General features: G+C 70.4%; 17 protein-coding genes and 1 pseudogene. 16 read left to right on the top strand and 2 right to left on the bottom strand.

Annotation, left to right across the window (positions count from 1 at the left end; translation table 11 throughout):
- Positions 1-8: 8 nt before the first annotated feature.
- From QC282_RS04410 to QC282_RS04440, 7 genes and pseudogenes are all read left to right on the top strand, one after another.
- Positions 9-1,016 (top strand): translation initiation factor 2, encoded by a 1,008-nt coding sequence (locus QC282_RS04410; RefSeq protein WP_279547847.1) that lies wholly within the window; start codon positions 9-11, stop codon positions 1,014-1,016.
- 396 nt (positions 1,017-1,412) lie between these two features.
- The gene (locus tag QC282_RS04415) at positions 1,413-2,585 is read left to right on the top strand and encodes an ATP-binding protein (protein ID WP_279547848.1); all 1,173 of its coding nucleotides are present in this window, start codon (positions 1,413-1,415) and stop codon (positions 2,583-2,585) included.
- Positions 2,582-2,983 carry a roadblock/LC7 domain-containing protein gene (locus tag QC282_RS04420; protein ID WP_279547849.1) on the top strand — a complete coding sequence of 134 codons (402 nt, stop codon included), beginning with the start codon at positions 2,582-2,584 and terminating at the stop codon, positions 2,981-2,983. Before QC282_RS04415 ends, QC282_RS04420 begins: the two co-directional genes overlap by 4 nt.
- The gene (locus QC282_RS04425) at positions 2,980-3,357 is read left to right on the top strand and encodes a DUF742 domain-containing protein (protein ID WP_279547850.1); all 378 of its coding nucleotides are present in this window, start codon (positions 2,980-2,982) and stop codon (positions 3,355-3,357) included. Before QC282_RS04420 ends, QC282_RS04425 begins: the two co-directional genes overlap by 4 nt.
- Positions 3,332-3,916: pseudogene (locus QC282_RS04430) on the top strand (ATP/GTP-binding protein); the annotation flags it as partial. The gene QC282_RS04425 and the pseudogene QC282_RS04430, both read left to right, overlap by 26 nt.
- Before the next feature lie 25 nt (positions 3,917-3,941).
- Positions 3,942-5,291 (top strand): cytochrome P450, encoded by a 1,350-nt coding sequence (locus tag QC282_RS04435; RefSeq protein ID WP_279547851.1) that lies wholly within the window; start codon positions 3,942-3,944, stop codon positions 5,289-5,291.
- Between the two features lie 104 nt (positions 5,292-5,395).
- Positions 5,396-6,601 carry a tryptophan dimethylallyltransferase family protein gene (locus tag QC282_RS04440; protein ID WP_279547852.1) on the top strand — a complete coding sequence of 402 codons (1,206 nt, stop codon included), beginning with the start codon at positions 5,396-5,398 and terminating at the stop codon, positions 6,599-6,601.
- A 136-nt stretch (positions 6,602-6,737) separates the two neighbouring features.
- Here QC282_RS04440 and QC282_RS04445 read toward each other — a convergent pair whose 3' ends face one another.
- Complete coding sequence (locus tag QC282_RS04445; RefSeq protein ID WP_279547853.1) at positions 6,738-8,036, bottom strand: NAD(P)/FAD-dependent oxidoreductase; 1,299 nt, start codon at positions 8,034-8,036, stop codon at positions 6,738-6,740.
- Positions 8,037-8,601: 565 nt separating this feature from the next.
- Between QC282_RS04445 and fusA the strand changes: the two genes are divergently transcribed.
- Positions 8,602-10,665, top strand: a complete 2,064-nt coding sequence (fusA, locus tag QC282_RS04450; RefSeq protein WP_279547854.1) for an elongation factor G — start codon at positions 8,602-8,604, stop codon at positions 10,663-10,665.
- 273 nt (positions 10,666-10,938) lie between these two features.
- Here the strand turns inward: fusA and QC282_RS04455 are convergent, their stop codons facing one another.
- Positions 10,939-12,732 carry a coagulation factor 5/8 type domain-containing protein gene (locus tag QC282_RS04455; RefSeq protein ID WP_279547855.1) on the bottom strand — a complete coding sequence of 598 codons (1,794 nt, stop codon included), beginning with the start codon at positions 12,730-12,732 and terminating at the stop codon, positions 10,939-10,941.
- A gap of 328 nt (positions 12,733-13,060) precedes the next feature.
- On the opposite strand from QC282_RS04455, the gene QC282_RS04460 reads away from it, so the two are divergent.
- From QC282_RS04460 to QC282_RS04495, 8 genes are all read left to right on the top strand, one after another.
- Complete coding sequence (locus QC282_RS04460; protein ID WP_279547856.1) at positions 13,061-14,377, top strand: sugar ABC transporter substrate-binding protein; 1,317 nt, start codon at positions 13,061-13,063, stop codon at positions 14,375-14,377.
- Between the two features lie 14 nt (positions 14,378-14,391).
- On the top strand, positions 14,392-15,381 hold the full coding sequence (locus QC282_RS04465; protein ID WP_279547857.1) for a sugar ABC transporter permease: 990 nt from the start codon (positions 14,392-14,394) through the stop codon (positions 15,379-15,381).
- On the top strand, positions 15,374-16,267 hold the full coding sequence (locus tag QC282_RS04470) for a carbohydrate ABC transporter permease (protein ID WP_279547858.1): 894 nt from the start codon (positions 15,374-15,376) through the stop codon (positions 16,265-16,267). The genes QC282_RS04465 and QC282_RS04470 overlap by 8 nt, the downstream gene beginning before the upstream one ends.
- A gap of 29 nt (positions 16,268-16,296) precedes the next feature.
- Positions 16,297-17,655, top strand: coding sequence for a GH1 family beta-glucosidase (locus QC282_RS04475; RefSeq protein ID WP_279547859.1), 1,359 nt, complete (start codon positions 16,297-16,299; stop codon positions 17,653-17,655).
- Positions 17,656-17,774: 119 nt separating this feature from the next.
- Positions 17,775-19,664: a discoidin domain-containing protein gene (locus QC282_RS04480; RefSeq protein ID WP_279547860.1), complete on the top strand. Its 1,890-nt coding sequence runs from the start codon at positions 17,775-17,777 to the stop codon at positions 19,662-19,664.
- A 174-nt stretch (positions 19,665-19,838) separates the two neighbouring features.
- Positions 19,839-20,237: a hypothetical protein gene (locus QC282_RS04485; protein ID WP_279547861.1), complete on the top strand. Its 399-nt coding sequence runs from the start codon at positions 19,839-19,841 to the stop codon at positions 20,235-20,237.
- 84 nt (positions 20,238-20,321) lie between these two features.
- Complete coding sequence (locus tag QC282_RS04490; protein WP_279547862.1) at positions 20,322-20,756, top strand: hypothetical protein; 435 nt, start codon at positions 20,322-20,324, stop codon at positions 20,754-20,756.
- A gap of 151 nt (positions 20,757-20,907) precedes the next feature.
- Positions 20,908-22,797 carry a DUF2075 domain-containing protein gene (locus QC282_RS04495; RefSeq protein ID WP_279547863.1) on the top strand — a complete coding sequence of 630 codons (1,890 nt, stop codon included), beginning with the start codon at positions 20,908-20,910 and terminating at the stop codon, positions 22,795-22,797.
- The last annotated feature ends 200 nt before the right edge of the window (positions 22,798-22,997 follow it).

Here is a 22,997-nt window from a genome sequence, read left to right on the forward strand (position 1 = left end):
GCGTGTTGATGACTTCGTGGGACCGGTTCACCGTCGCCGGACGCCAGACCGACTGCCATGTGTTCGAAGGGGACGGGACCCGGCCGATCGCCGAGGCGAACATGCGGGTGAAGTACGTGCCCGAGCGTGTCGGACTTCCGGAGGAGATCGCGGAGTGGCGCCGCGAGATCGAGGCGGAGGAGGCCCGCAAGGAGGCGGCCGGCGAACCGCACCGCTGGAACAACCCCCGGTTCGCGGTACGGCGCCTGGTCGTCACGCGCACCCACACGGCGGAGGAACCCGTCGTCACCCTCACGTTGTGCGACGCCGACTACTTCGACTTCCTCACCACGTCCATCAACCTGGACCGCACCCAGCGCAACGGCCTGACGCTGCGTCAGCGGTACATGGACGGCAAGGACCCGCTCGACGCGCCCGACTTCATGTACTGCAGCTTCGGCGTCAACGTCGCGGTCGAGACGGGCCGGGACGGCAAGATGCTGTTCTCCCACCGCAGCGCCCGGGTCGTCGGCCCCAACAAGTCCAAGTGGAACTCGTCCGCCAACGAGGGCCTGGCCCGCAACCACGACCTGTCCGCCGACGGCAGGGTCAGCCTGCACGCCGTGGCCCGGCGGGCCCTGCGCGAGGAACTCGCCGTCCTGGACTCCGACGACGTCGACCTCGAACTCCTCGGCTTCGGCTTCGACCTGCGCAACAACCAGTGGGCGGCGTTCTTCCGGGCCGTGCTCACCGACCTCTCCGAAAACGACCTCCGCACCCGCTGGAGCCGGGGCGTGGAGGACAAGTGGGAGCACGACGACCACGCCTTCGTCCCGGCGGACCCGGAGTCGGTCCTGAGGTTCGTCCGTGATCAGCCCGAGGACGCCTGGACGCCCTGCGCCCCGGCCCTGTTCTACCTCGCCCTGGTGCGGGGCGCCGTCCGGGCCCGCGGCGGCGACGCCGACGCCCGCTACGACGTCGAGGCGATCGAGCAGCGGATCGTCGGGGAACTCGACGACGACGAGGACGTCGCGTAACCGACGGAATCGGCGTTTCACGACAAGGTGGCCGGGATCATTTCCGGCCACCTTTTGTCGTTCCGGATCGGACCGCCTCCCGGGCGAAACACTCCGTACAGCTCGGTGTAACCCGCACGTGGCGGTTCCCCTCTTTGCGGATACCGGGCGGGAAAGCCGCGTCCAAGGTGTGCCGATTTACCCTCAACAGGCGGTCTGAGCCCGGTTCTTGACGTCCGTTCAGTACTTTGTCCGGTGGTACGATCACCGAGTTTTGCGGAGCGGGTGGATGGGTAAACGACACCTTCTGGCCTTCAGGAACGTCCGGGCGGCAACCCGGGCGGAGGCGGTCAGCCGGCCCACCGCAATGACGGGGATATTCAGCAAGCCGGCCGTCGGTCGCCTGAAGAGAGTCTTATGACGGAATACATACAGAACCCGGTGCTCTGGGCTCTTCTCGTCGCCATCGTCGCCGCCGTCGCCCTCATCGTTCGTCAGCGCAGGGTGGCGCGTGCACTGCGACAGGAGATCGAGGGGCTCACGTCCCATTACGCCCGGCTGGAGAACGACTACGCACAGTCCGTCCGGGCGGCTCAGGAAGAGGCCGAAGAAGCCACGAAAACCGTCCTGAAGTCCGCGATGCGGACACTTCAGGGCCTTGCCGCCGAACAGCAACTGGTCGTTTCCCGGCTGCAGTCCAAATACGGTGACTCGGTCATGCTGCAGGACCTGCTGGAAATCGACCACACCAACTCGCAGTTCGGCCGGCGCGCCCAGTCCATCGCCGTACTGTGCGACGGCTGGCTCGGCCGCCAGCGCGACGTGGCCTCCGTGTACGACGTGGTCCGCAGCGCGCAGGGCAGGATCCGGCACTACCGCCGGGTGGACATCCTCTCCCAGGTCGACTTCGGCATCACCAGCCGCGCCGTCGAACCGGTCGCGCTGGCCCTCGCCGAGCTCCTGGACAACGCCACCAGCTACTCCAGCCCCGACACGGTCGTCGAGATCAACATCCGCACCGTGCCCAAGGGCATCTGCATCGTCGTCGACGACGCCGGTGTCGGCATGAGCGACGAGGAACGCGCCCGCGCCGAGAAGCTCCTCTCCAGCGAGATCGCCACCGGCGTCGCCGGGCTCGGCAACCCGCCGCAGTTCGGCTTCGCCGTCATCGGCGTGCTCTGCGAACGCTTCGGCTTCGAGGTGTCCGTGGACTCCAGCTCCCCCTACGGCGGAGTGCGCGCGGTGCTCCTGCTCCCGCACGACCTGCTCACCGCCATGCCGGAGAGGAAGACCCCCGCCCCGGTCGCCCCCGCGGCCGCCGGCACCGGCCACAACGGCGGACCCGAACCCGCACAGGCCGTGACCCCGACCGTGGACGGCCTGCCCCGGCGGCGCCGCAAGCGGCCGATGGCCATCGTGCCGGGCAGCGCCCCGGCCACCGGCGCACCGGCCCGCTCCGGCGCGGAGAAGGCGGCGATCATGGGCGCCTTCCAGCGCGGCACGCAGTCCGGCCGCGCCGCGCAGCCCGACTCCGCGGACCGGGCGAGCAGACCCCGTGGTGCAAGCAGCGAAGGTGATGAGGTTTCGTGAAGCACGATCTGTCCTGGATGCTCGACAGCGCCCTGGAGATTCCAGGGGCCCTGCACGCGGTCCTGATATCCGCCGACGGTCTGCTGATGGCCAGGACCAAGGACTTCGACAAGGACGACGCCGACCGGGTCGCCGCCGCCATGAGCGGCGTCCAGTCGCTCAGCCGGTCCCTCGGCTTCTTCTGCGAGGACCCCGCCCAGCAGTGGCGGCAGACGCTGGTCGAGTTCGACGGCGGCTGGGTCTTCCTGATCTCCGCCGGTGAGGGCGCCTACCTGGGAGTCTCCGCCACCCCGGACGTCGACATGGCGGACATCACCTTCCGCATGCAGCAGCTCGTCGCCCAGCTCGGCAAGGAGCTGACGACGCCGCCGCGCGAGAACCCCGGTACCCGCTCATGACCGGCCCCGACGGCTGGGAGCCGGAGGCGGCGGAGCTGGTACGGCCGTACGTCATCACCAAGGGGCGCGGCTTACCCGACGAGGAACAGCTCTCCCTGATCACCCTGGTCACCGCCGCACCCGAGCACGCGCGCCGGCCCACCCGGCTGTCCCCGGAGGAGCAGAGCCTGCTGGACATCTGCTCCGCCGGCTACCTCTCGGTCGCCGAGATCGCCGGGCACACCCGGCTCCCGCTGGGCGTGGTGAAGATCCTCCTGGCCTCGCTCACCGAGGGCGGATTCGTCATCACCCGCCCGCCGGTACGGCGGGCCCCCATCGCCGACAGGCAGATCCTGGAAGAGGTGCTGGATGGTCTCCGCGCCAAGTTTGGATGAGCAGGACTACGTCCGCGGCGGGGCGTCGCAGACGGCCGTCAAAATCCTCGTGGTCGGGCACTTCGCGGTCGGCAAGACGACGTTCATCGGGGCGATCTCCGAGATCGAACCGCTGACCACCGAGGAAACCATGACCCGGGCGGCCGAGTCCGTCGACGACCTCAAGGGCGTCGAAGGCAAGACCACCACCACCGTCGCCATGGACTTCGGCCGGCTCACCATCAGCGACCGCGTCGTGCTCTACCTGTTCGGAACGCCCGGCCAGCAGCGCTTCGTCCAGATGTGGGAGGACATGGCGCGCGGCGCGCTCGGCGCCCTGGTGCTCGTCGACCCCGAGCGGCTGGCGGACTCCTTCCCCGTCATCGACCTCATCGAGCACTACGGACTCGACTACGCCATCGCCGTCAACCACTTCGACGGAGCGCCCCCGCGCGACGAGCGGGCGCTGCGCGAGGCACTGGACCTGCTCGACGACACCCCCGTCGTCACCTGCGACGCCCGCGACGAGAAGTCGTCGGCCGCCGCACTGACCACTCTCGTCCGCTACTTGCTGGACCGTGCCCCATCGGAAGCTGAGAGCACACATGGACGCTCATCCCACCGCCCCGGTGCCCCCGCCCGGGTGCCCGGCCCACGGCTCCGGCGCCCGAGTGCCGCTGCACGGCCCGGACTTCGCGGCCGACCCCCAGGCCTACTACGCCTACCTGCGGCACTACGGTCCCGCCGCGCCCGTGGAGCTCGCGCCGGGTGTGGAGGCCACCCTCGTCACCGACTACGCGGCGGCGCTGCAACTCCTGCAGGACTCCGGGTCCTTCCGCAAGGACTCGCGCCGCTGGCGGGCCTTCAACGAGGGCAAGGTCGCCCCCGACAGCCCGGTCGTGCCGCTGCTGGCGTACCGCAAGAACTGCATGTTCGCCGACGGCGCCGAGCACCTGAGGCTGCGTCAGGCCGTCACCGACAGCATGGCCCGCGTCGACACGCGCCGCCTGAGCCGGAGCACCGAGCAGGTCTCCGACTACCTGATGGCGCAGTTCTCCGCCCGCGGCTCCGCCGACCTGCTCGGCGACTACGCCAAGCAGCTCCCGCTGTTCGTGTTCAACGAGCTGTTCGGCTGCCCCGCCGGCATCGGCGACCGCGTGCTGTTCGGCATATCCGGCATGTTCGACGGCGTCAACGCAGAGAAGGCCGCCGAGGTGCTGTTCGAGGCCGTCGGCGAACTCGTCGCGCTCAAGCGGGACCGGCCCGGCGACGACGTCACCTCCTGGCTGATGCAGCACGAGACCCGGCTGACCGACGACGAGATGGTGCACCAGCTCGCGCTGCTGCTCGCCGCCGGCACCGAACCGCTGCGCAACCTCATCGGCAACACCCTGCACCGGCTCCTCACCCACGACGCGTACGCCCACAAGGGCGGACTCCTCGACGAGGCCGTCGACGACACCCTGTGGGAGAACCCGCCGATCGCGAACCTCGCGCCGCACTACCCCGCCACGGACATGGAGTTCGCGGGCCGGCACCTTCAGGCGGGCGACCTGGTCCTCGTCAGTTTCGCCGCCGCCAACACCGGCCCGGCGCTGTCGGCGGCCCGGGAGGCCGGCAGCAACCGCGCCCACCTGGCGTGGAGCGCGGGCCCGCACGCCTGCCCGTCGAAGGAGCCCGCGCGGCAGATCACCGTCACCGCCCTGGAGAACCTGCTCACCCGGCTGCCCGACGTGGAACTCGCCGTGCCCGAGGACAGCCTGAGCTGGCGTCCCGGCCCCTTCAACCGCGGACTGGCCACGCTGCCCGCCCGCTTCACCCCCGTGGAACCCGTCCTGCGGCCCGCCCCCGAGGCCAGGCCCCGGACCACGGAACCCGCCGGCCACGACGCGGAGGAGCGCAGGGCCGAACGCGGCGGACGCTGGAGCCAGTTCCTCAACTGGCTCACGAGGTGATTCACACAACACCCGCCAACTCTTCACCAGAGCATGATGGTTTGGCCTCACGGGTAGTGAGCAACGCGGTACGACCGTGATGCTAACGAGGCAAAGGAGGTGTCGTGGACCACATATCCACCGACGCCGCTTTCATGCACGACCCCATCGAGTGGGACCGGACACCCGCCCCGACAGGCGGGTGTCTTCTTGCGCCCCGCAAGGTGCCCGACGGGACGCTCGGCGGACTCACGGCAGGTCAGCTGAGCCGGCTGTGCGACGTCGCGGGCCTGGACCCGGGCGACACGCGCGGCTACGTCGACGCGGTCGTCTCGGCCCTGGGCGGCGTGGCCGGGCGGCCCCTCGACCTGCCGCCCGCCACCGCCACCTTCCTGTCCGACGACCACACGCCGGTGGAGTACTCGCTGTCCTTCACACCGGGCGAGGCACCCGTGCTGCGCGTGCTGCTGGATCCCGGCTGCGGCGCAGACAGCCTGGCTCGCGGCGGCCGCGTCGGCCTGGACGCCGTCCGCCGGATGGCCCGCCGCTGGAACTTCTCCACCGACCGGCTCGACGAACTGGCCGACCTGTTCCTGCCGCCCGACCCGCACGGCCCGCTGGCCCTGTGGTGCGCGCTGGAGCTGCGACCCGGCGGCACACCGAAGGTGAAGGTGTACCTCAACCCGGCGGCGCGGGGGGCGAAACGTTCCGCTGAGACCGTGCGGGAGGCGCTGCGCCGGCTCGGCCACCGGCACGCCTTCGACACCCTCCCCCCGGCCGACCGCTTCCTGTTCTTCGCACTCGACCTGGGCGACTGGGACGAACCCCGGGCGAAGGTCTACCTCGCCCACCAGGACGTGTCCGCCGGCGACGCCGCCGCACTGTCCCGCACGGCCGACCACGCCCGGCACGCCGAGTTCCGCACGTTCTTCCGCACCGTCACCGGCGTCACGCACGACGGCCCGGACGGTGACGCGGCACTCTTCCGGCGGCCCTTCCAGTCCTGCCACGCCTTCACCGAGACCGCGAGCGGGCTGCCGAGCGGCTTCACCCTCTACGTCCCGGTCCGCGACCACGCCCGGCACGACGGGGAGGCCCTGGAACGGGCGGTGACCGTGCTCGAACACCACGGCATGGACCCCGGCCCGCTGATCCGAGCCGTCCCCGCGGTCACCGGGCGGCGGCTCACCGACGGCGTCGGACTCGTCGCCTACGTGTCGCTCGCCCACCAGCAGGGCAGGCCGCCCCGCGTGACCGTCTACGTCTCCGCCGAGGCCTACCGGGTCAGACCGCCCAACCTCCCGGCCCCGCAGCCCGAGGCCGTGCACTGAGACGACCGACCCGGCCGGCGGAAGCTCCCCGTGGGCGGACACCCCGGGAGCTTCGCCCGGCCGACGGGACCGGCCGGTCCCGCCCCGGCTCCGGCACGCGTACGCGTTCCCGCACCCGCGCGGGCCGCCCCCGCGTCTACGCGTCCTGCAACTCCCGCAGCTGCCGCAGATACGTCCCGACATCCACCTGGATCGACGCGCCCTCGGTACGGCCGTAGCGCTGCTCGACGCCGGTCAGGTACGCGCCGATCTCCTCGCGCATCCCGGCCGCGGACGGCAGCGGGACCTCACCGGCCACGATCCGCGCCACCCACTGCGCCTGCGCCTCGACGAGACGGGTGATCGAACCCACGGGCCGGATCAGCCCGACGAAGTACAGACCGGGACGGTCCGGCGACACGATGCGCCGGTACAGCTCCACCGTCCCCCGCGGGCCCGCCGGGCAGCCCGGCGGCAGGAACGGGAACGCCATCCTGAATCCCGTGCAGTACACGACCGCGTCGGCCTCCTCTGACGTCCCGTCGACGAACACGACGCGACGGCGCTCGAAGGAGGCGACGGCCGGCCTCGGGATCACCGCGCCGTGCCGGATACGGCTGAGGATCTCGTCCGAGATGGTCACGGCCGAGGAGAAGATGGGGTGGTCGGGCTCGGGCAGCCCGTAGTCGGACAGCCTGCCCCGCGCCACCCGCAGCGCCTCCTCCACGAACTGCCGCTGCTCCGCCAACGACATCGCCGTGAACCACGGCGCCTCGGCGATCAGGTCGACCGGCATGCCGTAGAGCTGCTTCGGGATGATGTGCAGCCCCCGGCGGACGGAGAGCAGCGTCCGCGCCGCGTGCCGGGAGAGGTCCGCGGCGATGTCGACGGCGGACGCGCCGAGGCCCACGACGACCACGCGCCTGCCCGTGAAGTCCTCGCCGGTGCGGTAGTCCATCGAGTGGAGAATCGTTCCCGCGAACGTGTCGGCACCCGGCGGCAGCGGATCCGGCATCGCCGGCTCCGTGTTGTGCCCCGAGGCGACGACCACCCGGTCGAAACGCCGCGCCGACTCAACGCCCCGAGCGTCCCGGCTGACCACCGTCCACGCCCCGTCGGCCTCCTGCCGCACCGACCGCACCTCGGTGCGCAGCTCGATCCGGGACAGCAGCCCCGCCCACTTCGCGAAGGACCGCAGATACGCGGCCACGTCACTGTGGCTGGGATACAGGGGCAGTTCGGACGGCATCGGGAAGTCCGCGAAACCCGTGAGCTGCTTGGCGCTGTTGAGATGCAGCGCCCGGTAGGCCGGACCGCGCTCGCCGGCCCCCGGCTGACGCCAGATGCCGCCGACGTCCGGTGCCTTCTCCAGACAGACGAAGTCGATCCCCCTGGCGTCGAGCGCGTGCGCCGTCGCCAGTCCCGACAGGCCTGCACCGATCACACACACTCGCACGGATACTCCCACAAGACCGACACCATCCTCTCGAACGTGCATTGCCTGCCCGTACGGCTCCCGCCTCACACCAGCACCCGCGTCCGACGGGGCGTGTCGGTTCTCACACGGCCCCGGGAGACGGGCGGCGTTGCGAACAGACCGTTGTGAAACTCCCTGCTCCGTACCGGGGTTGGGGAGCGCCGGAAAAGCCGGTGCGCTCCCGGGTCGGGCCTCCCTACACTCACCGCACAGCACGCCGCCCACCGAACCGGCGGCGCGTCGTCGTGCCGAGTGTCTTCAACGAGGGGAGAGAGCCGTGCGTGACCGCACCGCCGGCGTCGCTCCCCGCTCCCGGTACGAGGTGATCCTGGTGTCTCCCACCGCCCGGTGCCCGCTGCGCGCCCGGCACCGGACGGCCGTGACCCACGCCTGAACGACCCCCGGCGAAGCGCCCGTCGGCGATCCACCACCGACGGCACACCCGTCGGCGGCAGGTGCGCCCGCCACAGCACCGCCGGGTTCGCTCTCTCACGGCAATCGCGCCGCCCCAGTCAGTCAGGAACACCCCGAAAGGCCAAGGGCCGTGCGCACCAACCGCAACCCTCTCGCCGTCGTCCGCAACCTCGGCATCCTCGCCCACGTCGACGCCGGCAAGACCACCGTCACCGAACGGATCCTGTATGCGACAGGCACCACACACAAACGCGGCGAGGTCCACGACGGCACCACCGTCACCGACTTCGACCCGCAGGAACGCGACCGCGGCATCACCATCTTCGCCGCGGCCGTGAGCTGCGCCTGGAACGGGCACCGCGTCAACCTCATCGACACACCCGGCCACGTCGACTTCGCCGACGAGGTGGAGCGCTCCCTGCGCGTCCTCGACGGGGCGGTCGCCGTGTTCGACGCCGTCGCCGGCGTGGAACCGCAGAGCGAGTCCGTGTGGCGCCAGGCCGACCGGCACGGCGTCCCGCGCATCGCCTTCGTCAACAAACTCGACCGGGCCGGGGCCGACCTGGACGCGGCCGTGGCGTCGATCCGGGAACGCCTGCACCCGGCGCCGCTCGTCGTCCAGCTGCCGATCGGCGCGGAGGACACCTTCACCGGCGTCGTCGACCTCGTGCGCATGCGGGCGCTGACGTGGACCGGCGACACCGCCGAGGAGGGGCCGGTGCCGGACGGTCTGCGGACGGAGGCGGACCGGCGGCGCAGGCTGCTGGAGGAGGCGGTGGCGGAACGCCACCCGGCCGCCCTTGAGGAGTTCTGCGACCGGGAAACCCTCTCCGCGGACACCCTCACCACGGCACTGCGCGACCTGACCCGCAGCGGGGACGGCGTCGTGGTGCTGTGCGGCTCGGCATACCGCAACCGCGGCATCGAGCCACTGCTCGACGCGGTCGTGGACTATCTGCCCTCGCCCCTCGACGTGCCGCCTGTACACGGTATGCAGGATGGTGTCGAGCGCAGTCGGTCGGCCGACCCCGCCGAACCGCTCGCCGCCCTGGCGTTCAAGGTCAGCGCCACACCGACCGGCCGGCTGACCTTCGTACGGATCTACTCGGGAACCATCGGGAAGGGGGACACCGTGTGGGACGCCACCGAGCACCGCACCGAGCGGATCGGCCGCATCCTGCGCGTCATGGCCGACCGGCACGCCCCGCTGGAACAGGCGGTGGCCGGAGACATCGTGGCCGTGGTCGGCCTGAAGTCCGCCCGCGCCGGCACGACCCTGTGCGCGCGGCAAGCACCGCTTGTCCTCGAACCGCCCGGCACCGCCGAACCCGTCGTCTCGGTGGCCGTCGAGGCACGCAGGTCCGTCGACACCGACCGCCTGGCCACCGCGCTCGCACGGCTCGCCGAGGAGGACCCCTCACTGGTCGTGCGGACCGACGCGGAGACCGGGCAGACGGTCCTGTCGGGCATGGGCGAACTGCACCTGGAAGTCGCGGTCGAGCGGATCCGGCGCGACCACGGCATCGAGACCGGCGTCGGCAGACCGCGCGTCGCCCACCGCGAGACGGTCGTCCGGGGCGTGTCCGGCGCGGTCTTCCGGCACGTCAAACAGGACGGCGGGGCGGGACAGTTCGCCCACGTCGTCCTGGACGTCGAGCCGCTGTCGCCCGAACCGGGCGCCACCGGCTTCGAGTTCCGTTCCACGGTCGTCGGCGGCCGGGTGCCGCAGGAGTACGTCCGGGCCGTCGAGGCCGGCTGCCGTGACGCCCTCGCCGAAGGGCCGGCCGGCGGTCACCCGGTGACCGGGCTGCGCGTCACGCTCACCGACGGGGCGACCCATGTGAAGGACTCGTCGGAAACGGCGTTCCGCACGGCGGGCCGCCTCGGACTCCGCGACGCCCTGCGGGCCTGCGCCGTGGTCCTGCTGGAACCGGTCGCCGACGTCACGGTGACCGTACCCGAGGACGCGGTCGGCGCCGCGCTCGGCGACCTCGCGGCCCGGCGCGGCCGGGTCACGGGCTCGGTCACCCGGGCGGGCGCGGCGGTGGTCACGGCCACCGTGCCGCTGGCCGAACTCTTCGGCTACGCGACCCGGTTGCGCAGCCGGACCCAGGGCCGCGGCACCTTCACGGCCCGGCCCACCGGCTACGCCCCGGCACCGGCCGCCACCGCGGACGCGGCGGCCGGCCGGTGACGAACGGTCGGCGCCATCCCTGACATGATGGCGCCGACCGTTCACAGGATGGCGGCGACTGTATGCAGCATGCCGCCATCTGCCGACCGGCGCCTGCCGCCCGCCGACAAGCGACCGTCACCGTCGACCGACCGTCGCCAGACGACCGGCCGTCGACCGTCCCCCGTCGACCGACGACTGCCGCCCGAACACAGGCGCCCGCCGCCCGGACAGGCAACCGCCGCCCACCCACCAGGCGCCCCCTGCCCGCACCCGAGCAGGAGCCGCCTCGTCTCACGGGTAGGAGACCACCGTCGACGGCACGGTGTTCGTGCCGGACGTGGGCGAGCCCGTGTCGTTGATGACGCACTCGTACTGTCCGTTCCCGCTGAGGGACACGACGCTCAGGCTGTGGAAGCGCACCCCGGGTGTGTCGGGGGCGGCGAAGCCGTGGTGCTGGACGATGGTCGGGTCGACGTTGTAGTAGCAGTAGCTGCCCATGCCCCAGGCCTCGTGCGTGGTGACGTCGTCGCCGACGCGGTAGGCCGCGTAGCCCTTCGTTGAGCCGTTCTGGATGGCGGCCTGGTTCGGGGCGTCGTACGCCTTCTCGTTCTGGAAGAAGATGGTGCGGCCGCGCTCGCCGAACCACTGCACGTCGTACTTGTTGAAGTGTTCGACGAACAGGCCGGTCGCCAGGACGTCGTCGCCGTTGACGACGACGCCGTAGTCGCAGCGGTTGGTGTCCCAGCCGACGCCCTCGCCGTGGTCGGCGCGCCAGACCCAGGTGTGGTCGACGATCGTGTGCCGGCTGTTGACGACGATGCACGTGGTGGCCTTGCCGGCGCCGGCTCCGCCGACGCGGACGAACACGTCCTGGACGGTGACCGGGTTCGCGGAGTGGTCCTTGGAGGCGCCCTGCGGTCCGACTTCCAGCAGGGTCTCGGAGTTGACGGTGCCGGCGTCGATGAGGAATCCGGCGAGCCGTACGCCGTCGACGTCGGCGACCTTCATGGCGGTGGCGCCGTTGTCCGGGATGAGGGTGGCGTAACCCAGGCCGAGCACCACGGTGTCGGGCCGGTCGACCTGCAGCGGCTGGTCGACGTGGTAGATGCCGGGTGTCAGCAGCAGGTGCAGGCCCTGTGCGAGCGCCTGGTTGAGGGTGGCGGCCGAGTCGCCGGGCTTGGCGACGTAGAACCGGGTGAGCGGGACGGAGGTGCCGCGCGGGGTGCCGTTGCCCCAGGTGACGCCGCGGGAGTCGGTCCGCTTCTCGGGCAGGAAGACCTTGTACTCCGCGCCGTCGAGGTAGAGGAAGGGCTTCTCGCGGGAGACGGGGGTGGTGTCGAGCGTGGTGTACGGCGGGTTCGGGAAGCCCTGCGCGGGGGCGCCCTCGACGCCGGAGAACACCATGTTCCACACGGCGTTGGTCCAGCCGCCGACCGCGCTGTCCCGGGTGTACCACTGCTGCTGGGAGTACGGGCCGACCTGGCCGTCGATGCGGCTGTCCGCGATGTAGCCGCCGCTGGCCCAGCCGTAGCCGTCGGGGGCGAGGTTGAGGCTGCCGCGCACGTGCATGCGGCGGAACGGGGCGGCCTGGGCGACCGCCCACCGGTTGGTGCCGTTGACGGGGACGAGCGCGAGGTTCTCCGCCGAACGCCAGAAGTTCTGGGTGGCGTTGCCCTGGAACCAGCCGGCGTCGACGGTGACGTCGCCGTTGATGGTGGTGTCGTCGGGGGACAGGCCGAGGCCCATGATCGAGGTGTAGAAGCCGATCTGGGCGTTGAGGCCGTGGTACGTGCCCGGCTTGAACAGCAGCGCGTAGCGGCCTGGGCCGAACTGGGCGGACTCCTGCTGCTTGAAGATCTCGTCGAGTTTCGCCTGGATGCCGGGGGTGGCGGGGTCGAAGACGATGACGTTCGGGCCGAGGTCGCCGCCGCCCTGGAGCTTGCGCGGCTTCTTCCGCCCGGCGGCGGGGGAGGCCGAGGCGGATCCGGACAGGCCGAGCACGGCGGGAGCGGTCGCCGCGGCGGCGCCCAGGACGGTGCGGCGGCCGATCGAGGGCAACCGGGAGGACGGGGAGGAAGCGGGCATCGTGGCGGCTCTCCTGGTTCAGGAAGTGAACGTGGTGGGGGGTTTGGGAGCGCTCTCTCGGCGTGCATGCTTCATCCGCGAGAAGCATGAGTCAAGGGGTGCGACCGATTCCGGTGTGCTCGGGGCGCCCCTTCGGGCCGTGGTCCGGCGTCGCTCGGAAAGCGGCGTGCCGATCCGTGCCGGAAGTCTTGACGGGCGGCACCGACGCGGATTAACTCACGTCCTAAATTAAGCCATGAGGGCTTCGGGACTCGAACGGGCAGGTCGCCGTTCGCGGTGTCCACCCGCAGCCCCGTGACTCGCACTCCCGGAAAGGGACACCGGAGCCATGCGCAGTATCCGAGCCGCGGCCACAGGCGCCGTCATCCTGTCTCTCGCCCTCGCCGTCTCGGCCTGCGGCGGCGGTTCGCCGACCGGCGGCGGATCAGAGGACTCGCCGAAGGAACTCACGTACTGGGCCTCCAACCAGGGCGCCGGCATCGAGGTCGACAAGAAGGTCCTCCGGCCCGAACTCGACAAGTTCGAGAAGCAGACCGGCATCAAGGTCAAGCTGGAGGTCGTGCCCTGGTCCGACCTGCTGAACCGGATCCTCACCGCCACCACCTCCGGACAGGGCCCCGACGTCCTCAACATCGGCAACACCTGGAGCGCCTCCCTGCAGTCCACCGGCGCCCTGCTGCCCTGGGACGCGAAGAACTTCGACAGGATCGGCGGCAGGGACCGCTTCGTCGACTCCGCGCTCGGCTCCACCGGCGCCGAGGGCAAGGACCCGGCGGCGGTCCCGCTGTACTCGATGGCGTACGCGCTCTACTACAACAAGAAGATGTTCGCCGACGTCGGCATCACCAAGCCGCCGGCCACCTGGGACGAGCTGGTCGAGGCCGGCAAGAAGGTCTCCAAGGACGGCAAGTGGGGCCTGGGCGCCGAGGGTTCGAACCCGGCGGAGAACATCCACCACGTCTTCGTCTTCGCCAAGCAGCACGGCGCCGACTTCTTCACCGCCGACGGCAGGGCCGACTTCACCAACGACGGCGCCGTCAAGGCCGTCAAGCAGTACGTCGACCTGATGGCCAAGGACAAGGTCATCGCGCCGGGCAACGCCGAGTACGCGCAGAACCAGTCCGTCAGCGACTTCGCCAAGGGCAAGACCGCGATGCTGCTGTGGCAGTCCGCGTCCGCCAACCTCAAGTCGCAGGGCATGAGCGAGGAGGACTACGGCATCGCACCGGTGCCCGTGCAGTCCGGCGCCCCCGGATCCGGCACCAACGTCAACTCGATGGTCGCCGGCATCAACCTGGCCGTCTTCAAGAACACCGACAACCTCGACGGCGCCACCGAGTTCGTGAAGTTCATGACCAGCGACGCGGAACAGAAAATCCTGAACACTGCATACAGTTCCATTCCGCCGGTCAGGAACGCGCAGTCCGACCCCGCCTTCAACACCCCGGCCACGGCCGTCCTGAAGGAGACCCTCGCCAAGAGCGCGGTCGCCCTGCCGCAGGTGCCCGACGAGTCCCAGTTCGAGACGGCCGTCGGCACCGCCGTCAAGGAGCTGTTCGCCGACGCCGCCGCCGGACGCTCCGTGACCACCGCGTCGGTGAAGGCGAAGCTCGAGAAGGCCCAGCAGCAGATGCCGAAGAAGTGAGCACCGACACCGCCATGACGACCACAGTCGCCACGGAGCCCGCAGTGGGCAAGAGCTCCCCCGGGACGGCGCGCGGCCCACGCCGCCGCCCCGGGCGGGTCCGCCGCGTCTCCCTGCCCTACCTGCTTTTGCTGCCCGCCCTGCTCCTCGAACTGCTGGTCCACCTGGTGCCGATGGTCATGGGCATCGTGATGAGCTTCAAGGAGCTCACGCAGTTCACCCTCCGGGACTGGGGCAGCGCCCCCTGGTCGGGCCTCGACAACTACGAGCTGTCCGTCGACTTCAACGCCCCGGTCGGCGAGGCCCTGCTGCGGTCCTTCTTCGTCACCGTCGGCTTCACGGTCCTGTCGGTCGGCCTGTGCTGGCTGATCGGCACGGCCGCCGCGGTCTACATGCAGGACACCTTCCGCGGCCGTGGCCTGCTGCGCGCCCTGTTCCTGGTGCCGTACGCGCTGCCGGTCTACGCGGCCGTCATCACCTGGGTGTTCATGTTCCAGCACGACAACGGCCTGGTGAACCACGTCCTGCACGACCAGCTCGGCATCACCGACAAGCCGTCCTTCTGGCTCATCGGCGACAACAGCTTCTACGCCCTGCTCACCGTGTCGGTGTGGAAGGGCTGGCCGTTCGCCTTCCTCATCGTGATGGCCGGCCTGCAGAACATCCCCAAGGAGCTGTACGAGGCCGCCGCGCTCGACGGCGCCGGGCTGTGGCAGCAGATCCGCCGCATCACCCTGCCGTCGCTGCGCCCCGTCAACCAGGTACTGGTCCTGGTGCTGTTCCTGTGGACGTTCAACGACTTCAACACCCCGTACGTGCTGTTCGGCAAGACCGCGCCGCCGGCCGCCGACCTCGTCTCGGTGCACATCTACCAGGCGTCCTTCACCAACTGGAATTTCGGAGCCGGGTCCGCGATGTCCGTCCTCCTCCTGCTGTTCCTGCTGGTCGTGACCGGCGTGTACCTGTTCCTCACCTCGCGCGGAAGGAGGACGGCCGATGTCTAGCCGGACCCTGTCACCCGCGTCCCGGACCGCGGCAACCGCGTCCCCGACGGCCCCGCCCCGCTCGTTCCTGTGGTCCCGGCGGATCTTCCTGACCCTGCTCACCGGCTTCGTCCTGGTGCCGGTCTACGTGATGATCTCCAGCTCGCTGAAGCCGCTGGCCGACGTCACGGGCACGTTCCGCTGGCTGCCGAGCAGCGTCACGATCCGGCCGTACATCGACATCTGGTCCACGGTGCCGCTCGCGAAGTACTTCGTGAACTCGCTGATCGTGGCGGGCGCGGCGACGGTCTGCTCGGTGGTGATCGCCGTCTTCTCGGCGTACGCCGTCAGCCGCTACAACTTCCGCGGCAAACGCGTCTTCACGGTCACCGTGCTGTCGACGCAGATGTTCCCGGGCATCCTCTTCCTGCTCCCGCTGTTCCTCATCTACGTCAACATCGGCAACGCCACGGGCCTCGCCCTGTTCGGCTCCCGCGGCGGCCTGATCCTGACGTATCTCACCTTCTCCCTGCCGTTCTCGATCTGGATGCTGATCGGGTACTTCGACTCGGTGCCGCGCGACCTGGACGAGGCCGCGATGGTCGACGGCTGCGGCCCGCTCGGCGCCCTGTTCCGGGTGGTCGTGCCGGCCGCGATCCCCGGCATCGTCGCGGTGTCCGTGTACGCCTTCATGACCGCCTGGGGCGAGGTGCTGTTCGCGTCGGTGATGACCAACGACACCACGCGCACGCTCGCCGTCGGACTCCAGGGCTACTCCACGCTCAACGACGTGTACTGGAACCAGATCATGGCCGCCTCGCTCGTGGTGAGCGTTCCCGTGGTCGCGGGTTTCCTGCTGCTCCAGCGCTACCTCGTCGCCGGGCTGACGGCCGGAGCCGTCAAGTGACCAACCTGCATGATGACGAAGGGACTTCCGTGACCATCGACTTCGCCGCACTCCCGCAGGACTTCCTGTGGGGCACGGCCACATCGGCCTACCAGATCGAGGGAGCCGTGGCGGAGGACGGCCGCGCGCCGTCGATCTGGGACACCTTCTCGCACACCCCCGGAAAGATCGACGGCAACGACAACGGCGACGTGGCCTGCGACCACTACCACCGCTGGCGCGAGGACATCGCCCTGATGCGCCGGCTCGGCACCAACGCCTACCGCCTGTCCATCGCGTGGCCGCGCGTCGTGCCCGGCGGCGACGGACCCGTCAACGCCAAGGGCCTCGCGTTCTACGACGAGCTGGTCGACGGGCTGCTGGAGGCGGGCATCACCCCGTCCGTCACCCTCTACCACTGGGACCTGCCGCAGGCGCTCCAGGACCGCGGCGGCTGGCCCGAGCGCGAGACGGCCGAGCACTTCGCCGCGTACGCGTCGGTCGTCGCCGAGCGCCTCGGCGACCGCGTCACCCACTGGGCCACCCTCAACGAGCCGCTGTGCTCGGCGTGGATCGGCCACCTGGAGGGCAAGATGGCCCCCGGCTGGACCGACCTGACGGCCGCGGTCCGGGCGTCGTACCACCTGCTCCTCGCGCACGGCCTCGGGGCGCAGGTGATCCGCGCGGCGGCCCCGAACGCCGAAGTCGGCATCGTCAACAACCTGTCCACGATCCACGCCGCGACCGACCGTCCCGAGGACGAGGCGGCGGCCCGCCGCATGGACGGCCACACCAACCGCTGGTGGCTCGACCCGGTGCACGGCCGCGGCTTCCCGGCCGACATGCGCGAACACTACGGCGTCGAACTGCCCGAGAAGCCCGGCGACATGGAGACCATCGCCGCGCCCCTGGACTGGCTGGGCCTGAACTACTACTTCCCGCAGACGGTCGCCGACGACCCCACGGGCCCGGCACCCCGCGTCCGCACGGTGCGGCGCCTCGGCGTGCCGCGCACCGGCATGGACTGGGAGATCGACGCGAGCGGCATCGAGACCCTCCTGCTGCGCCTGACCGAGGACTACGGCGCCCGCAAGCTGTACGTCACGGAGAACGGCTCGGCGTTCCCCGACACGGTCCGCCCCGACGGCACGGTCGACGACCCCGAGCGCCAGGACTACCTCGTCGGGCACCTCGCGGCGTGCGCCTCGGCGGCCCGCAAGGGCGCTCCGCTGGCGGGCTACTTCGCCTGGTCGCTGCTGGACAACTTCGAGTGGGCGTACGGCTACGACAAGCGCTTCGGCCTGGTCCACGTCGACTACAAGACACAGGTCCGCACGATCAAGGGCACGGGCCACCGGTACGCGGACATCGTCCGCGCGCATCGGTCGTCCGCGCGCAGGGCGGCCTGAGCCGGCACACCTCCCCGAAACCCCGTGGCGGGCGCGGATGCGGGAGTCCGCGCCTGCCACGGCCTCCCGCAGTGGCGCATGTCAGGTGCACGACACAACGTCGAGACTGGAGAAGCCGCATGTCCCCCACACCCCCTCGCACACGTCGCAGACTGCTGACCGCCCTCACGGCGCTGGCCGTGCTGTCGGCGGGCACGGCGTTCACGGCACCGGCCACCGCGGCACCCTCGGCGGCGGCAGCGGCCTGGGACACCGACCGGGCCGCCGCCGCCCACGCGGCGAACCCGGCCGCGGTCACCGCCTCCGGCAGCGAGAACGCCGGCCTGTCCGCCGGCCTGGCCTTCGACGGCGACAACAGCACCCGCTGGTCCAGCAACTTCGCCGACGACGCCTGGATCCGCGTCGACCTCGGCTCGACCCTCCGCGTCGACCGCGTCGTCCTGAACTGGGAGGCGGCGTACGGGAAGAAGTACGTCCTGGAAGTGTCGAAGAACGGCACCGACTGGACGCCGTTCTACACGGAGACCGACGGCACGGGCGGCACCGTCACGGCCCACACCTACCCGCAGGAGGTGACCGGCCGCTACGTCCGCATGCGCGGCGTGCAGCGCGCGACCCCGTACGGCTACTCCCTCTACTCCTTCCGCGTCTACGGCGGCGAACCCGCCCCGGCGTCCACGACCCGCACCAACCTGGCACTGAACCACCCGGCGTACGCGAACTTCTACCAGCACGCGGGCACCTCCCCGGCGTTCGTCACGGACGGCGGCTGGCCCGCCAACCTCAAGGACGACGCCACTCGCTGGGCGAGCGACTGGAACGCGGACCGTTGGGTGTCGGTGGACCTGGGCGCCACGTCCACGATCGACACGGTGGATCTCTACTGGGAAGCGGCGTATGCGGTCGACTACGAACTGCAGGTGTCGGACGACAACCGCACATGGCATACCGTCTACCGTCCGTCGTCGACCGAAGTCGCCGCACGCCGTGCGAACGTCAAGTCCCCGGCGGAAGCGGTCGGCCTCCACGACTCGGTGAAACTCCCGCAGCCCGCCCGCGGCCGCTACGTCCGCATGCTCGGCAAGGAACGCCGCTCGTTCCACAACCCGGCGCCGTCCACCGCCCAGTTCGGCTACTCCCTCTACGAGTTCCAGGTGTGGGGCACGGGAGGCAGCGCGACGGCCGCGTACCCGGCACTCCCGGGCGAGCAGCAGGGCACGTACCGGACCACGTTCTTCGACGACTTCACCGCACCCGCGCTGGACCGGGGCAGGTGGCGGGTGGTGCGCACCGGCACGGAGATGGGTCCGGTCAACGGCGAGGCACAGGCGTACGTCGACTCGGCCGACAACATCCGCACCGAGAACGGCAATCTGATCCTGCGCGCCAAGTACTGCAAGGGCTGCACCCGCGCGGGCGGCGGCACGTACGACTTCACGTCGGGCCGCATCGACACCAACACCAAATTCGACTTCACGTACGGCAAGGTGAGCGCCCGCATGAAGCTCCCCGTCGGCGACGGCTTCTGGCCGGCGTTCTGGATGCTGGGCAGCGACGTCGACGACCCGTCGGTGTCCTGGCCGGCCTCGGGCGAGACCGACATCATGGAGAACATCGGCTACGGCGACTGGACCAGCACCGCCCTGCACGGCCCCGGCTACTCGGCGGACGGCAACATCGGCGCGCGCCAGACCTACCCGAACGGCGGGCGCGCCGACCAGTGGCACACGTATGCGGTCGAATGGACACCGACGACCATGCGCTTCTTCGTCGACGACCGCCTCGTCCAGGAGACGACCCGCAACAAGCTGGAGTCGACGCGGGGCGAGTGGGTCTTCGACCACAACCAGTACGTGATCCTGAACCTGGCCCTGGGCGGCGCGTACCCGGCCGGCTGGAACAAGGTCACGACCCCGTACTGGGGCCTGCCGCAGTCCAGCGTGGACCGGATCGCCGGCGGGGGAGTGCAGGCGGAGGTGGACTGGGTGCGGGTCGAACAGAAGCAGTGAGAGTCCGCACGGGCCGCTTGAGTGTGCCGCCGTCTTCCCGGAAGGCGGCGGCACACGTTCCGGCCCCGCCTCGAAAATGCATACGCGCGCGGGCCGGGTTCCTGGCACCATGGAGCGCCGCACCGCTGTGTGCCGCGTTGCCGTGGGCCGTGTGTCCTGACCGAGGGGGAAACCGTGGCGGACTGGATCTACATTCTCAATCCGCACAGGGACACGCTGGACAGCGAGCCGCTCGACAAGGACACCGTCCGCCGGCTGGCGGAGGAGGAACCGGAACTGGAGCTCTGGCTCAGCCGCCGCAACCGTATGCGCCCGGGCGACCGCCTCTGGTTCTTCTTCACCAGCCCCGACGCGGCCGTCACCGCGGTGGCCGAGGTGGACGAGGAGCCCTGGGAGGACCAGGACGACCCCGACGTCACGTATCTGGTCGCCGCGACCCTGCTGTCCGAGGCGACGAAGGCGCTGTCCCGCGAACCGGTGACCCGCGGCGAACTGGGCCTCGGGCAGGTGCGGTCGGTCCAGAAGGTGAAACCGGAGGCGCTGCCGGTGCTGCTGAAGCGGGCGGGACTCTGAGCGCCGGCGCTCCAACGGCGCACTGACCCACGGGAGCGTCACCCCCGGAGCCCGTCGGCTCAGGCCCCGCATAACCTTGCGGCCATGGCCGACACCTACGAACTCCAGCTCACGCTCGACCTGCCCGACACCCTCTCGCAGCGGGAACTCGACCTGCTGCGCTGGCACCTGGGCGAGCCGGGCGGCCGGCAGGACGGGACGTACGAGTACCCCCTGTGGGACGGCCGGGGCTGGGCACGGCGCATCGGAGGCCTCCACGTGGCCGAGCTGCGCCCGATCGACGGAGGCTGGTCCCTGACCGTCCGCCAGGAGACGCACCCCGACGGTTTCTCCGACCTGCGCACGCTCCTCCAGTGGCTCGGCGCGCGGACCACCACCGTGGGCCCGATCGGCTACCTGCGCTTCTACGAGTCACACGTCCCGGACATGCTGATCGTGCGGTCGGGAAAGGTGAGTTGCGCGTTTCTCAAGGTGGAGGGGGTTGTCGAGGTGGGGGCGGAGGAGTATCCGTACACCTGAGCCGCGATGGTTGACCGCGCACTCACTGTCGGAGCCACCCGGTAATCTCGAAGTGTTAGTCGACGCGGCCCGACGGGCTTCCGCTCCCTAATGGAGTTCGAGGACATGCCCCCACCCGCACGAGTTGTTTCGTGCTGCCTGGGGGAAGTCCTTGCTGTTCCGCGCGTCCGCGAAAACGGTCGCCGTCATGGCGCTCGACCGTTCGCTGTTCCTTCACCTCACCGACCAGTTCGCCCATATGCACGGCTACCGGCCCGGCACCTCGGAAGTGCGCTCCTGGGAGCGCAGCCTTCCGGTCCTGGCCGCAGTGCTGAACGACGCGGGGCTGGGCGATGTGGAGGTCATGCTGGAGTACGCGCTCCCGCTGAACAGCAAGCGCGCCGATGTCGTCCTCGCCGGTGTCCACCCCGCCACCGGGGAGCCGTCGTACGTCGTGGTGGAACTGAAGCAGTGGAGCCAGGCACTGCCTCACGAGGACGACCTCTCCCTCTGCCACGTCGAGGCCTACACCCACCCTGTTCTCAACCCCATCGAACAGGTACGCCGCTACTGCGACTACCTGGTCAACTTCAACGGCGCGGTGGCCGAACACGCGGAGCGGGTCAGCGGAGTGGCCTTCCTGCACAACGCCACCGAGTTCGGCGTGACCGGCCTGCGGGAGATCGAGCGCGACGGTCGCGGTCTGCTCTTCACCGGGGAACGCCGTGGCGCCTTCCTCGACCATCTCCGCTCCCGGCTGAGCGACGAGCACCCCGGTGCCAAGGCGGCGGACGAACTGCTCGCGGGCGCCACGGTCCCGTCCAAGCAGTTGATGTCCGTGGCCGCCGAGGAGGTACGGGAACGCCAGCAGTTCGTACTCCTCGACGAACAGCAGGTCGCGTACCGCATGGTGCTCAACGCGGTGGAGAAGGCCAAGCACGCCGATGGCAAGGAAGTCGTTATCGTCACCGGCGGTCCCGGCACCGGCAAGAGCGTGATCGCCCTGCAGTTGCTCGGTGAGCTGTACCGCCGTGGAGTCCCGGCGTTGCACGCCACTGGCTCGCAGTCGTTCACCAAGACGATGCGGAAGGTCGCGGGCTCCCGTAAGCGGGAGGTCCAGGACCTGTTCAAGTACTTCAACAGCTTCATGACCGCCGAGAAGAACAGCCTGGGCGCGCTGATCTGCGACGAGGCCCATCGCATCCGGGAGACCTCGGCCAACCGCTACACCCGCGCGGAGCACCGGACCGGCAGGGCCCAGATCGACGAACTCATCGACGCCGCCTACGTGCCCGTCTTCTTCCTCGACGAGCACCAGGTCGTGCGCCCGGGCGAGATGGGAACCGTGGCCGACATCAAGGCGGCAGCGGCGAAGCGTGGCATCCCCTGCCACGTCGTCCCGCTGGACAGCCAGTTCCGCTGCGGTGGCAGTGACGCCTACCTGCGCTGGGTGGTCCGGCTCCTGGGCCTGGAGCCCGGCGGACCGGTGATCTGGGAACCCGACGACCGCATGCAGCTTCTGGTCGCCGACAGCCCGCAGGAGATGGAGGCGTTCCTCGACGCCCGCCGTGCCCGGGGCTACGGCGCCCGCATGTCCGCCGGCTACTGCTGGCGCTGGTCCCCGGAGCCCAAGCCCGGCGAGCCGCTGCCGCCCGACGTCGTGATCGGGGACTGGGCGCGCCCCTGGAACCTGCGCGGCGACCGCTCCGTCTCGGGCGCGCCCCCGGCCGCCCTGTGGGCCACCGACCCGGCCGGCTTCGGTCAGGTCGGCTGCGTCTACACCGCCCAGGGCTTCGAGTACGACTGGTCCGGCGTCATCATCGGCCCCGACCTGCTCTGGCGCGGTGACCGCTGGGTCACGGACCGCACGGCCTCCAAGGACCCGGTGTTCAAGAAGTCCACACCCGACAGCGATGTGGACCGCCTGATCCGCAACACCTACAAGGTCCTCCTGACCCGCGGCATGGTCGGCACGATCGTGTACTCGACGGACCGGGAGACGCGGGAGAAACTGCGGGAACTGACGGGCGGCCGACTGGACCGGCAGCCTTCCACGGTTTGATCCGGGATCAGGACAGATCCTCGCCGCGAGGCACTTGTTCCAGCCATGATGGTCGCGCTTCGGGCCGACAACGGCGTCGCCGCATTCCCCGGGACGGCCGTCTCCTTAAGATCACGAGTACTGATCGCGGCCCGACGGGCTTCCTCACGAGGACATGCCCCCACCCGCACGAGTCACTCGTGCTCTGGGGGACTACCTCG

It is taken from the genome of Streptomyces sp. DH24 (assembly GCF_029813775.1).
GTDB lineage: Bacteria > Actinomycetota > Actinomycetes > Streptomycetales > Streptomycetaceae > Streptomyces.

Coding starts and splice junctions, on each gene's coding strand:
- QC282_RS04410 (WP_279547847.1), top strand. CDS start 9: ATGACTTCGTGGGACCGGTTCACCGTCGCCGGACGCCAGACCGACTGC.
- QC282_RS04415 (WP_279547848.1), top strand. CDS start 1,413: ATGACGGAATACATACAGAACCCGGTGCTCTGGGCTCTTCTCGTCGCC.
- QC282_RS04425 (WP_279547850.1), top strand. CDS start 2,980: ATGACCGGCCCCGACGGCTGGGAGCCGGAGGCGGCGGAGCTGGTACGG.
- QC282_RS04435 (WP_279547851.1), top strand. CDS start 3,942: ATGGACGCTCATCCCACCGCCCCGGTGCCCCCGCCCGGGTGCCCGGCC.
- QC282_RS04455 (WP_279547855.1), bottom strand. CDS start 12,732: ATGCCCGCTTCCTCCCCGTCCTCCCGGTTGCCCTCGATCGGCCGCCGC.
- QC282_RS04460 (WP_279547856.1), top strand. CDS start 13,061: ATGCGCAGTATCCGAGCCGCGGCCACAGGCGCCGTCATCCTGTCTCTC.
- QC282_RS04465 (WP_279547857.1), top strand. CDS start 14,392: ATGACGACCACAGTCGCCACGGAGCCCGCAGTGGGCAAGAGCTCCCCC.
- QC282_RS04470 (WP_279547858.1), top strand. CDS start 15,374: ATGTCTAGCCGGACCCTGTCACCCGCGTCCCGGACCGCGGCAACCGCG.
- QC282_RS04480 (WP_279547860.1), top strand. CDS start 17,775: ATGTCCCCCACACCCCCTCGCACACGTCGCAGACTGCTGACCGCCCTC.
- QC282_RS04490 (WP_279547862.1), top strand. CDS start 20,322: ATGGCCGACACCTACGAACTCCAGCTCACGCTCGACCTGCCCGACACC.